General features: G+C 47.6%; 14 protein-coding genes. 12 read left to right on the plus strand and 2 right to left on the minus strand.

Annotated features, from left to right (window positions below; genetic code table 11):
- Nucleotides 1–480 precede the first annotated feature (480 nt).
- The 7 genes from BT105_RS03185 (at nucleotide 481) to BT105_RS03215 (ending at nucleotide 9157) form a co-directional block, all read left to right on the plus strand.
- On the plus strand, nucleotides 481–2406 hold the full coding sequence (locus BT105_RS03185; RefSeq protein WP_072299390.1) for an ABC-F family ATP-binding cassette domain-containing protein: 1926 nt from the start codon (nucleotides 481–483) through the stop codon (nucleotides 2404–2406).
- Nucleotides 2407–2420: 14 nt separating this feature from the next.
- Nucleotides 2421–3365: a dockerin type I domain-containing protein gene (locus tag BT105_RS03190; RefSeq protein WP_072299391.1), complete on the plus strand. Its 945-nt coding sequence runs from the start codon at nucleotides 2421–2423 to the stop codon at nucleotides 3363–3365.
- A gap of 115 nt (nucleotides 3366–3480) precedes the next feature.
- Nucleotides 3481–3618 (plus strand): six-cysteine ranthipeptide SCIFF, encoded by a 138-nt coding sequence (gene scfA, locus BT105_RS03195; RefSeq protein WP_009985845.1) that lies wholly within the window; start codon nucleotides 3481–3483, stop codon nucleotides 3616–3618.
- 70 nt (nucleotides 3619–3688) lie between these two features.
- On the plus strand, nucleotides 3689–5056 hold the full coding sequence (gene scfB / locus BT105_RS03200; protein WP_072299392.1) for a thioether cross-link-forming SCIFF peptide maturase: 1368 nt from the start codon (nucleotides 3689–3691) through the stop codon (nucleotides 5054–5056).
- Nucleotides 5057–5128: 72 nt separating this feature from the next.
- A complete protein-coding gene (locus BT105_RS03205; protein ID WP_072299393.1) occupies nucleotides 5129–5917 on the plus strand; it encodes a helix-turn-helix domain-containing protein in 789 nt (262 codons plus the stop codon).
- Between the two features lie 236 nt (nucleotides 5918–6153).
- Nucleotides 6154–7212: a M15 family metallopeptidase gene (locus BT105_RS03210; RefSeq protein ID WP_072299394.1), complete on the plus strand. Its 1059-nt coding sequence runs from the start codon at nucleotides 6154–6156 to the stop codon at nucleotides 7210–7212.
- A 292-nt stretch (nucleotides 7213–7504) separates the two neighbouring features.
- Nucleotides 7505–9157 (plus strand): peptide ABC transporter substrate-binding protein, encoded by a 1653-nt coding sequence (locus tag BT105_RS03215; RefSeq protein ID WP_242940077.1) that lies wholly within the window; start codon nucleotides 7505–7507, stop codon nucleotides 9155–9157.
- On the opposite strand, the gene BT105_RS03220 is transcribed toward BT105_RS03215, so the two are convergent.
- Nucleotides 9158–9901, minus strand: a complete 744-nt coding sequence (locus tag BT105_RS03220) for a glycosyltransferase family 2 protein (RefSeq protein ID WP_072299396.1) — start codon at nucleotides 9899–9901, stop codon at nucleotides 9158–9160. It lies immediately after the preceding gene.
- A gap of 314 nt (nucleotides 9902–10215) precedes the next feature.
- On the opposite strand from BT105_RS03220, the gene rpmG reads away from it, so the two are divergent.
- From rpmG to rplA, 5 genes are all read left to right on the plus strand, one after another.
- Nucleotides 10216–10365 carry a 50S ribosomal protein L33 gene (rpmG, locus tag BT105_RS03225; RefSeq protein ID WP_009984160.1) on the plus strand — a complete coding sequence of 50 codons (150 nt, stop codon included), beginning with the start codon at nucleotides 10216–10218 and terminating at the stop codon, nucleotides 10363–10365.
- 17 nt (nucleotides 10366–10382) lie between these two features.
- Nucleotides 10383–10631 carry a preprotein translocase subunit SecE gene (gene secE, locus BT105_RS03230; RefSeq protein ID WP_072299397.1) on the plus strand — a complete coding sequence of 83 codons (249 nt, stop codon included), beginning with the start codon at nucleotides 10383–10385 and terminating at the stop codon, nucleotides 10629–10631.
- Nucleotides 10632–10657: 26 nt separating this feature from the next.
- Complete coding sequence (nusG, locus tag BT105_RS03235; RefSeq protein WP_024861793.1) at nucleotides 10658–11185, plus strand: transcription termination/antitermination protein NusG; 528 nt, start codon at nucleotides 10658–10660, stop codon at nucleotides 11183–11185.
- A 93-nt stretch (nucleotides 11186–11278) separates the two neighbouring features.
- Nucleotides 11279–11704, plus strand: a complete 426-nt coding sequence (gene rplK, locus BT105_RS03240) for a 50S ribosomal protein L11 (protein WP_028516219.1) — start codon at nucleotides 11279–11281, stop codon at nucleotides 11702–11704.
- A 123-nt stretch (nucleotides 11705–11827) separates the two neighbouring features.
- Nucleotides 11828–12523 carry a 50S ribosomal protein L1 gene (rplA, locus tag BT105_RS03245; protein ID WP_072299398.1) on the plus strand — a complete coding sequence of 232 codons (696 nt, stop codon included), beginning with the start codon at nucleotides 11828–11830 and terminating at the stop codon, nucleotides 12521–12523.
- 183 nt (nucleotides 12524–12706) lie between these two features.
- Here the strand turns inward: rplA and BT105_RS03250 are convergent, their stop codons facing one another.
- Complete coding sequence (locus tag BT105_RS03250) at nucleotides 12707–13630, minus strand: hypothetical protein (protein ID WP_072299399.1); 924 nt, start codon at nucleotides 13628–13630, stop codon at nucleotides 12707–12709.
- Nucleotides 13631–13653: the final 23 nt, after the last annotated feature.

The raw sequence follows: 13653 nt of genomic DNA on the forward strand, positions 1-13653 counted from the left end.
CTGAAAAGGATAGTATTTTTCATTGTATTTATGCTCAGATAATGTATAATATATGAAGAAGGTGTAAACGAATTACCGATTATGCCTTTCAGGGGTTATTATTTCCGTTTCGGAGATTAGGCACTTCGCACGGAACATCAGCTTTAGAAGCTGAACACAGGACAAGCTTAATACCCTCAATCCTTTATATCTTTTAATCCTCAGAAAAATCTCCCACCCCCTCGGGAGATTTTTCTATTTTATCCGTGAACGTCCGAAAAATAGGCGATTTTAATGAAATATGCATAAAAGCGCTTGAAATCGCGGCGGCGTTTTATTGACCGTGACCATTGACATTTCAGTGTAAAAATGGTATTATGTTGGTATATGTATGCTGGGTATTTTGTTGACTGACAATGCTTTGGCTGCATTTATATTTGCAGTATGCACAATAATGTGAAAACTTGCTTGTGCATATCAGCTGAAAAAAGGAAATTCACAATGCTTGCAAGCTTAACGAATGTAAACAAGTTCTATAACGGGAATCAGGTGCTGAAAAATGTTTCACTCTCCATTGACGAGAGCGACAGGATAGGCCTTGTGGGCAACAACGGCTGCGGCAAGTCCACGCTTCTGAAAATTCTCACAGGCTCCGTTGAGCCTGACCGCTTCACCGAAAAGGACGGCGTCATATCAATGGCGGCAAAGACCACGGTGGGCTATCTCGAACAGATGGGCGGTCTCAATACCGAGAATACCGTCATCGACGAGATGAGAAGCGTATTTGCTCCGATACATCGTGCTATCGACAGACTCCGCGAGATAGAGCTTGAAATAGAAATGGGCGATAATTCCGCTGCGGACGAGTACCAGCAGCTCTCCTCATGGGTTGAGGCCAACGACGGCTACAACACCGATGTGAAGATACGCATGGTGCTGAACGGTATGGGCTTCTCGGGCGAGGAGCTGGAGCGTACCGTGTCGGGCTTCAGCGGCGGCGAAAAAACTCGTCTCTGCATTGCAAGGCTCCTTCTTGAAGAGCCCAATCTGCTCATTCTTGACGAGCCTACCAACCACCTTGATTTCAAGACGATAATGTGGCTTGAGGACTATCTCCGCTCCTACAAGGGCGCGGTGCTGATAGTTTCCCATGACCGCTACTTCCTCGACAGGCTCTGCACCTCTATCTGCGAGATAGAGAGGGGAGTCCTCACACGCTACAGAGGAAATTATACCGCCTTTGTCCGCCAGCGCGAGGAAAACGACGCGCGGCGCGAAAAGGAATATGAGATACAGCAGAAGCAGATAGCTCATATGGAGGAATATGTGGCAAAGAACCTCGTTCGTGCTTCGACTACGAAAATGGCTCAGAGCCGCAGAAAACAGCTTGAAAAGATAGAACGTGTGGAACGTCCCGTCCACGACACAAAACACGCGAAGATACGCTTCACATACGCCGTTGAGCCGCCTATAGACGTGCTCAAGGTCAAGGGCGTGGATATCTCCGTAGGAGAGGGCGCTGCACGAAAAACTCTCGTTGATACTCTGGATTTTGAAGTCCGCAGGGGCGAAAAGGTGGGTATCATCGGAGACAATGGTATCGGAAAATCAACTCTGCTCCGCATAATACAGGAGCAGCTCCCACATAAAGGCGTTGTACGCTGGAACAGCAATATTAAAATCTCCTACTTCGAGCAGGAAAGTACAAACCTTAATAAAGAGCTCACGGTAATGGAGGAGCTCCACAGCCGCTATCCTCTCATGTCAGATCTGGAGGTGCGCAGCCTGCTTGCACAGGTACGCCTTATCGGCGAGAACGTGTTCAAGGAGACAGGTGTCATCAGCGGCGGCGAACGCGCCAAGCTCTGCTTCGCTATAATGATGCAGGAGCACGGCAATGTTCTTATTCTCGACGAGCCTACCAACCATCTCGACCTCAGTTCAAAAGAGGCTATCGAGGAGGCGTTGGCTGAATATACGGGTACGGTCATATTTGTCAGCCATGACCGCTACCTTTTAAGCAAGATCGCTGACAGACTTATCGAGCTTACCGACGGAGGCTATCGGCTTCATAATTATGGCTTCAATAAGTATCTCGATGTGCTCCGTGAGGAGCAGGCGGCGGAGAGACGGGCTCTCGAAGCCGAAAAACAGCAGAAGGCTGCGGAGGCAGCTAAAGAAAAATCTGCTAAAAACTATCGCAGCAAGCAGCAGAGAAGCGCTGACGCTGCGAGAAAAAACGAAATGAGACGCCTTGAAAAGGAAATCGACGATCTGCAGGCGCAGATAGACTCGCTTACCGAGGAGATCGGCAAGGAGGAGGTCTATACAGATTACGAGCTTATGAATCGTAAGTGTGCCGAGATCGAAGAGCTTAAACAGAGGATCGATGCTGATTTCGAGCTTCTGATTGAGCTTGACCAGTGAAAAGGAGTAAATCTATGAAAAAGAAGACGCTTATGAGCCTTGCCGCGGCTGCGGTGCTCGCTGTCAATGCAGCGGCTCTGCCCGCCCACGGAGAAGCAGGTCTTTTTATGATCGGCGACGTGAACGGCGACGGTACGGTGGACTCAAGGGACGCTTCAAGCGTTCTTGATGCATATGCGGCAGTTTCTTCGGGACATGAAAGTCCTCTTTATTCGTATGAGGAATCGGCAGGCGACTTCAACGGCGACGGCAAGCTGGACGCCATTGACGCTTCAATGATACTTTCTTATTATGCTTGGGTATCAGTGAGCGATGAAGGAGCTATTTTTACCGACTTCCTTGAAAAAAACGGCATCAAGCAGAGAAACACAGAGGAAGAACAGAAAGCTGAAGAGCAGGCGGCGGCACAGCCTCAGCCTACAGAGATCCAGCAGGCAGTAGAAGCGGACAGCTTCGAGTACGTCCTTCCGCGTATCGACAGCGAGTACGAAGAGTGGTTCTGGGTGGGAGATTCACGTACAGTGGGACTTTCGCGCAGCGTCGCTATTGACAACATCGCTAAGGTCGGTGCTGGTATCGGTCTCTTTAGGAACAACTATGACCAGATATGCCAGATTCGCGATAAGACGGTAATTATCAACCTCGGAGTAAACGACCTTGACAGCAGCGCTTATCTCAGACTTTACAATGGTCTGCCCGATGAGTTCCTTGACAACAACAAGGTCATCGTAATGGCGGTAAATCCCTGCGACGGCGGATATTCCTACCTCAACGGCAGGATAGAAGCTTTCAACAATGCTCTCCGCGACGGGCTGGACAGCAGGATAACCTTCCTTGATTCATATACATATCTTGTGTGGAACGGCTACGGCACAACAGACGGCCTCCACTATACAGCCAATACCTATATCGATATCTACAACTTTGTCTACGACAGTATCTTCGGACCTGAAGAGTGATATCGGTAAAAGAATAAATTATTTGAAATTACTATTGCATTGTACTTCAATGTATGGTATAATATTATAAAGTATTCTGCGGTGAATACCGTTAAAACCTATGGAGGTCACAAAAATGAAACACATCAAGACTATCAATAAGGCTAATCTCAAGGAATCCGCTAAGAAGGGCGGCTGCGGCAAGTGTCAGGCTTCATGTCAGTCTGCTTGCAAGACTTCTTGCACAGTTGCAAATCAGAAGTGCGAGAGATAAGCTAAAGGCTAAGATAAGTCGGGGCAGTATGCAAATGCTGCCTCATATTTTTTGAATAGAGGTATTGAAGATGATACATAAATATAAGCTTAACGGACTTAATATAGTCCTCGATGTCAACAGCGGCGGCGTTCATCTGGTGGACGAGCTCACATACGACCTGCTGGACAACGTTGAGCCACCTTTCGAGGCTGAATGTCCGCAGGGAGTTGTGGATAAGCTCTCAAAATCCTATGCTCCCGATGATATCCGCGAGTGCTATGAGGAGATAGTGGAGCTCTACAACGACAAGATACTCTTCTCCGAGGACGATTACGAGAAGTACGCTCAGTACTCCGTAGCTTCTCCCGTTAAGGCTATGTGCCTGAATATCGCACATGACTGTCAGCTTCGCTGCAAGTACTGCTTCGCTTCCACAGGCGACTTCGGCAAGGGCAGAAAGCTCATGTCCTTTGAGACAGGCAAGCACGCTATAGATTTTCTTCTTGAAAATTCAGGCGACAGACCGAATCTGGAGCTTGACTTCTTCGGCGGCGAGCCTCTTATGAACTTCAATGTTGTAAAGCAGGTAGTCGAGTACGCAAGAAGCCGTGAAAAGGAGTACAACAAGAAGTTCCGCTTTACTATCACCACAAACGGACTTCTCCTCGACGACGAGAAGATAGACTTCATCAACCGCGAAATGTCCAACGTTGTTCTCTCTATCGACGGACGCAAGGAGGTAAACGACTACTTCCGCGTTCTCCCCAACGGACAGGGCTGCTACGATATGATACTCCCCAAGTACCAGAAGCTTGTAGCAGGCAGAGGCGATAAGGAATACTATGTAAGAGGCACATTCACCAACAAGAACCTCGACTTCTCCAACGACGTTTTTGCTCTCAACGAGGCAGGCTTCGACCAGATATCCGTTGAGCCTGTTGTGGGCGACGACGATATCTATGCCCTCACAGAGAAAGACCTCCCCACAGTTTTCGCCGAGTACGAAAAGCTGGCTCAGAGACTTCTCGAAAACGAGAAGCAGGGCAAGAAGTTCAACTTCTTCCACTTCATGCTTGACCTCGATCAGGGACCATGCGCTATCAAGCGTCTGAGAGGCTGCGGCTGCGGAAACGACTATGTTGCTATCACTCCCGACGGTGATATCTTCCCATGTCACCAGTTCGTAGGTATCGACGAGTACAAAATGGGCAACATAGACGAGGGCACTTTTAATCAGGAGATGAAAGCGGACTTCGCAAAGGCTCACGTTTACTCAAAGCCCGACTGCCGCGAGTGCTGGGCAAAGTTCTATTGCAGCGGCGGCTGCAACGCCAATAATTACCAGTATATGGGCGATATCAGAACTGCTCATAAGATATCATGCCAGCTGGAAAAGAAGCGCCTTGAATGCGCTATCATGATGAAGGCTGTACGTATGGCTGAAAGCGCAGAATGACATAAGAAAGGGGATATCGGCAGCGATGTTCCCTTTGATTTGTATTGATAAAAATGCAGAGGGGTGAGGCACTTGAAGATAAACCGCATATTGCTCAATTGCAGGCGCGACACCGCTTTAGGCGGTGAAATGGGTGCCGATCCCGTGCTGCTGTTTTTCAGGACGCCTGTCTCCTACATGGACGGGGGAGTGCAGAAGAAGACTGCAAAGTCCTCTGTTGCCCTGCTTACCAGCGGCTACAAGCAGAGCTTCCGCTCCGTAAACGGCAAGCCGCTCCGCTATGACCTTGTGAGCTTCAAGACCTCAGCCGCCGACAGGCAGTATATCAGTTCTATGAATATCACTCAGGATATCCCTGTGGAGCTCAAGGACGATTTCGTTATCGTCAGCACTCTGCGCTCGATGAGGACGCAGTCCATGCACCGCGGAAAGCATTTCAGCGAGTTCATGGAGCTCTCCATGCGTATCATATTCATCACCATGAGCGATATCACAGACAGCGCCAATATTGATCCAAAGGAGAATATACCGCGGTATGCCGAGCTGAAAAAGATCCGTCAGGCTGTGTACGACGATCCAACTGCAAGCTGGTCAGTGGAGGAAATGTGCGAGGATATGCAGATAAGCAGGACCTACTTCCACCGCCTGTATTTCGAGGCATTCGGCGTAACGTTCAGACAGGACATCATAGAGAGCCGTCTTATCCATGCGTCGGAGCTTCTGAAAAACACCGACCTTTCGGTAACTGCCATATCCGAGACCTGCGGATACGACAGCGAGTCCTATTTCATGCGGCAGTTCAAGCAGCATAAGGGCTGTACCCCTTCAGAGTACAGAAGAAGAGTGAAAAACTCGGATTGACCACAGCTTTTTGTGGACATTTCAGACCGCTTCGTGCACTATGTTACAATAATCTATAAATTATTAGTGCAAAAAATAAAAAAAACACTTTACAAGTACAAAAATTTGTGATATAATACTCAATAGAAGTTGATTACGACATTTTTCGCACTGCTTTGTGCACATAAATATAGGACAGGCAGAGCCTCGGGCACTGCCGATAAAACCGAATATTCTTTAAGGAGCGATTTCGTTTTATGACTAACGGAGATAAGCGAAGAAACCGCAAAAGAGATAAGGTGTCAAAGAGATATAAAGTAAGATATGACAGACTTGTTGCGGTTATTCTTGTTCTGATAGTACTTATCGTTATACTTACTTCATGCGTTAAGAGCTGCTCGGGCAAGGAAAAGAACAAAAACTCCGATACAAAGGCAACGACAACAACCGCAGACAATACCCAGCAATCGTCAATTATAGACAAGCTTGAATCAAGCACTGAGACAAATGCTATACTTTCAGGTACAGCAGACGGTCAGAAACCGTCAGAATCTCAGTATACTACCGAGATACATAAGGCAGCCGATGTAAATACAGGAAATCTTCTTCTTGTAAATGCCGACCACGAATACAAGTTCGTTGAGGGAGATATCGACTTAGCCGTTCTTTACGATGTTATCGACGGCACTGCCTTCCACGTAAGCGACAGAGTTATTTCTCTCGATAAAGAGACTCTCGAACAGTTTACAGCTCTTATGAATGCGTTTTACGCTGAGAGCAAGAATTCCGATATCTACGTCATCGGCGGTTACCGTACTGCCGAGGAGCAGAACGATAAGTACTACAACGGCAATTCACAGTTCCAGGGCGGACATTCCGATTACCACACGGGAAGGTCGCTCGACATTATAATCGCACCGTCTGACGGTTCAAGCTCGGGCTACTATTCGCCTACAGGCGTTTACAGCTATATCGACGAGCACGCCGCAGAATACGGATTTGTAGTACGTTTCCCCGAGGGTAAGGAAAATTACACCCGCGAGCGTGCAAGAGATTATACATACAGATACGTGGGAGCTCCTCACGCTATGTATATGAAGCAGAATTCTCTTTGCCTTGAGGAGTATATCAACAAGCTGAAGGAGCATACTAAGGACGAACCGCTTGAGGTGACAGTCGATAAGAAGCTTTATCAGATATATTATGCTCCCGCAAATCCGACAGGAGATACAGAGGTGCCTGTTCCGTCGAACAAGACCTATACCGTATCGGGAAATAACGCTGACGGATTTATTGTAACAGTCAGCATGAATTAAAGCAAAAATGTCCCCCTCTATGGGGGACTATTTTGGTTTGAGTAGGGAACGCCGTTCTCGGCGTTCCATTAGATAATATGTGACTTTCAGGGAACGCCCTCACTTGCAGGGCGTTCCCTCTTGAAAAACAGTCCACCGGACTGTTTTTCAATTCACCCTTTGCGGAGCGCTTTGTAACTGCGGGGCTTTGCCCCACGCCCCACCAGAGGCGCTGCCTCTGGACTCCGCCAAAGGAACACAGTCCCTTTGGAATCCCATTCATATGCATTTCTGAGAAAGATTGGAGAACAATGTGAAAAAGAGAAAGATAATTGCAATTACTGCCTGTGCGGCTATGATAGCAGGCGGAATAACAGGCTGCGGCGGCGATGACGATAAACGCGGCAGCGGCGCAGGTCATATGTACGGAGCGGCGCTGGCAGGCAATCCACGGAGCCTCGATCCACAGTTTGCAGGCGATCCCTCGTCTGCCACGGTCATAAAGAATCTGTACAGCGGTCTCGTTATGAAGGACAGGAGCGGCAGTATCGTCTGCTGCAACGCCAAGGACTACACAGTTTCAGAGGACGGCTGTGTCTATACATTCAACCTGAGAGACGATAACTACTGGTTTTTCGATACAAATGAGGACGATTCCATAGGCGACGACGAGTATTTCCCCGTAACTGCCAATGATTACGTCTTTGCGTTCAGAAGACTTCTTGATCCGAAAATGCATTCTCCATATGCCCGTGATTTCACCTGCATAAAGAACAGTCAGCGTGTAATGGAGGGCGGCTATTCTACCGAAGCTGTAGGTGCTGAGGCGCTTGACGACTTTACATTGCAGATAACGCTTGAATATCCATGTGCGGAGTTCCTCGGACTTCTGACAACTCCTGCGGCTTTTCCCTGCAATGAGCAGTTTTTCATTTCCACCAAGGGCAGATACGGTCTCGATGACAGGTCGGTAATGTCCAACGGACCTTTTTACGTCCGCCAGTGGTTCTACGATCCCTACGGAAACAACAATATCCTATATATGCGCAAGAATACCGCCAATGAGCGTGACGACTACGAGGTGCTCCCCAGCTTTGTCAGCTTCTCCATACAGGACAGCGAAGCTGAGGTCCGTCAGTGCTTCAAGGAAGAGGAGACCGAGTGCTTCACCGCTATGAAAGTTGGCGGCTACAATCCCAGAAAGTACAGCATTGTCGGACAGAAAGCAACTACCCTCGGACTTATCTTCAATCCCAAGGACAAGCTCTACTCGAACAAGGAGCTCTGCAAGGCAGTTGCTTTTTCAGCGGACAGGGAGGCTCTGAGAGGTCAGCTTGACAGCGACCTGCAGATAGCCTACGGTATCATTCCGCCTGCTGTGAATATCCTCGGCAGAAGCTACCGCGATCTTGCTTCCGATAAGCAGTTCGATATGCTTGACAAGGAAAAGGCTGTGCAGTGCCTTGCAAAAGCAAAAGAGGAGCTGAAGATCAGCTCCGTGGAAAGTGTAAAGATAATAGTTGACTCCAGCACTGTTGATTCGAGATATCTCCATTTGCTGTCACAGGGCTGTCAGGAAAGCCTTGGTATCTATATCGGCATCGAAGACCTGACCTCAAAGGAGTTCAACGAGCGTATCGCCAACGGCGATTACAGTATCGCTCTGTATCCGCTGAAAGCCGATTTCAACAGCGGACTTGCTGTGTTTGGCGAGTTTGATGAGAACGAGTGCCTTAGAAGCGCAAAGGGCGACCTGAACATCTTCGAGAGCATAATGCAGTGCCCATCGGTGAATCAGCTTGTGGACAGCTATGCCGCCGCAGAAAAGGCTCTCCTTGAGCAGTACAGCTTCATACCGCTGTTTTACAAGAATTCCTACATCGTTGCCAACAAGGACAACGAGGACATCATATACGATCCCTTCACGGGCTCTGTGGACTACAGAATCGCCAAGAATTACAGCTGATTATTTGCCGTTGTAATCGTAAAAGAGCTCGTCCATGAGCTTGTCATAGTCGGTGCGGTCGCCGAGAGCCGCCTTTATCATTGCTACTGCGTTCTTGAAGATGAGTTTGAAATAAAGCCAGTCTCCCATATCGTCGTATTTGCGTGTGGAGTTGATAAGGTGGTTCCTGCGGAGACAGCCGTAGCGTTTGCCCAGCTTTTTGCCGTAGGCTCGCATATTCTTGGCAGTTGCGATATCCTCGCCTGCCTTTTTGTCGGCAAATCCGCCGATAGCTTCAAAGGTGGACTTCTCCGCCCAGAATATGCCGCAGTACAGCCCCGTTAGCTTAAAGCCTGCCCTGCACATCATATCGTTGAGCCATAAGGGGAAGGAGTAACGCTCGAAGCGCAGAGGCGCTCCGCCGCCGATATACCTGCCGCTGTTAAGCATACCGAGTACCTCGCGGATAGTGTCCTCGGTCATGCGGTTGTCGCAGTCGATAGTCATTATGACCTTGCCTCGGGCGGCTTTAATGCCTGTGTTGCGGACTGTGGCTATACATCGGCTTTCGTCGGTGACTACCCGAGCTCCCCTTGCAAGTGCAAGCTCAGCGGTACGATCTGTACACCTGTTACACACCACGATTATCTCAACTCCGCATTTAACACGGGTTGCTGCTCGATTTACCGAGTCTATGCACCTTTCCACGTATTTTTCTTCGTTGTGTGCAGGGACTATCACCGAGACCTTGATATTATCGGACATATTATCAGCTCCTTTGACATTTGTTATATTCATTATAATATATAGGGCAAGGTGTGTCAACACCGTGAGAACGGCTAAAGGCTGGCAAAAAGGAGCGGATTTTATGCATTATGATTCATCGGGAGCACAATGTGTGCCGCTGCACTAATCACTATGCACTAATCACTAAAAACTTGAAAAAAAGCTTGACTTTCGGGAATATATATGTTATAATGTTAGTACCTCGTTGGGGGTTTATTTTTTTGTCCCCGTGCGAGGGAGGCAAACAACCTACCTTTGGTAACAAAGGAAGTACTAATTCAGGAGGTGCCGATATGAGAGTAAAGGTTACTTTAGCTTGTACAGAGTGCAAGCAGCGCAACTATGTTTCCAAGAAAAACAAGAAGAATGACCCGGACAGAATTGAAATGATGAAGCATTGCAAATTCTGCAGAAAGCATACTCTTCACAAGGAAACAAAGTAATCGGAAGGAGTATTTTTATGGCTAAGAATACAACTTCAGAGAAGAAGTCAGAAAAGAAGTCCGAGAAGAAAAAAGAAGGCGGAAAGATCCGCAAGTGGTTCAAGGACCTCAAAGTCGAATTCAAAAAAGTGGTTTGGCCGACCAAGAAGACAGTTATCAACAATACTTCAGTCGTTCTAGGCGTTATTGTTGGTTCAGCTATCCTCGTTGGACTTATCGACCAGGGCTTTCTCGGTTTACTGCGTCTCATCTATAACGCAGGCTAATTTCTAAGGGAATCAGGAGGAATATTATGTCAGAAGCAGCTAAGTGGTACGTTATACACACATATTCGGGCTATGAGAACAAGGTTGCCCAGAATATTGAAAAGGTCGTAGAAAACCGCAAGCTTCATGAACTTATCCAAGAGGTAAGAGTTCCTACCGAAAAAGCTACTGAGATCACAGACGGCAAAACCAAAGAAGTAGAGCGTAAGACCTATCCGGGCTACGTTCTCGTCAAGATGATCATGAACGACGATTCATGGTACGTCGTTAGAAATACCAGAGGCTGTACAGGCTTCGTAGGTCCTGCTTCAGAGCCTACACCCCTTTCAGAGGAGGAAGTTCAGAAGCTCTTCGGTCTCGAAGTCGCAACCGTTACCGTCAACTTCAAGGTGGGCGACAGCGTGCGTATCTCGGGTACTGCTATGGACGGATTTATCGGCGTTGTTCAGAACATCAATATCGACGACCGCACTGTAGACCTTCTTGTCTCAATGTTTGGTCGTGAAACCCCCACAACTCTGCCTATCAATCAGGTAGTTAAGGTGGAGGACTAATTCAGGTCAAAAAGAATCCGCAGTATGGATTCAGTGGGAGAGGTAAAATAATTCTTGCCTCGCCATTTACCACATTTATGGAGGTGCGAATACATGGCACAGAAAGTAGTTGGCTACATTAAGCTTCAGATCGCAGCAGGAAAGGCTACTCCTGCACCACCTGTTGGTCCGGCACTCGGTCAGCACGGTGTTAATATCATGGCATTCACAAAGGAATTCAACGAGAGAACAAAGAACGACATCGGTATGATAATCCCTGTTGTAATCACTGTTTACGCAGACCGTTCATTCTCGTTCATCACTAAGACTCCACCCGCAGCAGTCCTCATCAAGAAGGCTTGCAACATCAACAGCGGTTCGGGAGTACCTAACAAGACTAAGGTCGCAAACATCACTAAGGAGCAGATCAAGAAGATCGCTGAGACAAAGATGCAGGATCTCAACGCTGGTTCTATCGAGGCAGCTATGAGCATGATCGCTGGTACAGCTCGCTCAATGGGTGTTGTAGTTGTTGACTAATCAATTTAATGAATGATGAAGTGGGGATATCCCCGTTCAGAGTTCTATTGGTGGGAGGAAAATTCCGCTAATCGGGTAAGCTATAAGCTTCTCGGTATTACCACTTAAATAGGAGGAAATATAATGAAACACGGCAAAAAATATGTTGACAGCGCTAAGGCTGTTGATTATGCTAAGCAGTATGATTCCACAGAGGCTCTCGACCTCGTTTGCAAGAACGCAAAGGCTAAGTTCGATGAGACTATAGAGGCTCACATCCGTCTCGGCGTTGACTCAAGACACGCTGACCAGCAGGTTAGAGGTGCTGTTGTACTTCCTAACGGTACTGGTAAGACAGTTAGAGTATGCGTATTCTGTAAGGAAGACAAGTACGAGGCTGCTCAGGGCGCTGGCGCAGAGTTCGTTGGCGGTCAGGACCTCGTTGACAAGATCATGAAGGAAAACTGGATGGACTTCGACGTAGTTATCGCATCACCTGATATGATGGGACTCGTTGGACGTCTCGGTAAGGTTCTCGGACCTCGTGGTCTTATGCCAAACCCAAAGGCTGGTACAGTAACACCTGACGTTGCAAAGGCTGTTACAGAGGCTAAGGCTGGTAAGATCGAGTATCGTCTCGACAAGACAAATATCATTCACTGCCCGATCGGTAAGGCTTCATTCGGTGCTGCTAAGCTCGAAGAGAACTTCAACACACTTATGGAGGCTGTTGTTAAGGCAAAGCCTGTTGCTGCTAAGGGTACTTACCTCAAGAGCTGCACAGTTACTTCAACAATGGGCCCCGGTGTTCCGGTTGCTACAGCTAAGTACGGTGTTTGATAGATAATACAAATATTTAAGGCTTCACTTTATGTGAAGCCTTTTGTGTTTTGCAGGGACGACCATTGACCGTCTGCGTAAACGTCATGTATGGTCGGCGAAACGCCGCCCCTACACATAAAACAAAAGGGATGCCATGGCATCCCTTAATTCTTAGTTCTTAGCTCTAAGCTCTAAGTTCTATTATTCCTCTTCGCTGGAAAGCGCCTTTACTACTCTGTCAAATGTGGGGAAGTCTTTATCATAGGTCTCCTGCATTTTCTCCTTGCTGTCGTTCATAACGTCCTTGGGCTTACGGAGCGCAAAGAACATATCATCTGTGATAGCGTCGGGAGAAACGCCGATGTGCTCGGCAAATTTTGTATCCTTGATGTAGTAGAAGTATTTATCCACATGAGGATCGTCGGGATAGAGGCTGCTGAGGTCAACGAAGCTTTCCTCAGGAGGAAGCAGGTCGTCCACAGTCAGTTTATTGCCGATTACCATTACACCGTCAGCGTTGTTCAGAAAGGTGGTTATCTTGGTGGATACACCGTTGATGTAGTCCTGATACTCGTCTTTGGAGTATGGGATATAGTACACGTTGACCAGCACCTTACCGTTGCCGTTGGAGTCCTCTGCATATTCCTCGAAGTACTCCTCAAGGAATGTGGAGGTTCCCACAGCGTTATTGTCGCAGAGCATTAAGATCACCATATCGGGATTTGGCTTGGAAAGTATATCGTATACAAGGTATGAACCCAGAACAATGAAGAAAATTCCCAGTCCCAGCCACCATTTGTTGTGGTAGAAGAAGTTTGCTATTTTTTTGCCGAAAGACAGCTTTATTTCCTCTTCCTTTTCCTCATGGATAGTCTCGCTTTCCTCGACGATACCTTGCTTTAAGCGCATGAGCTCTATTTTTTCATCGTGGAGCTTCTTCTCATAGGCTTCCTGCTTTTCCTTTTCGCGCTGAGCGTACTGCTCGGCGATCTGCTGCTCTTTTTTAGCCTGTTCTTCCTCTTGTTTTTGGCGGAGCTCCTTGTTCACCTTGAAAAAGCTCTTGTTTATCTCGACTTTGTCGTTTTGTTTGGAAACACTTTCGGTATTTTTTTCTTTATCTTTCATGGTATATTCCTTACGATAACGGG

It is taken from the genome of Ruminococcus flavefaciens (assembly GCF_900119075.1).
GTDB lineage: Bacteria > Bacillota > Clostridia > Oscillospirales > Ruminococcaceae > Ruminococcus > Ruminococcus flavefaciens_Q.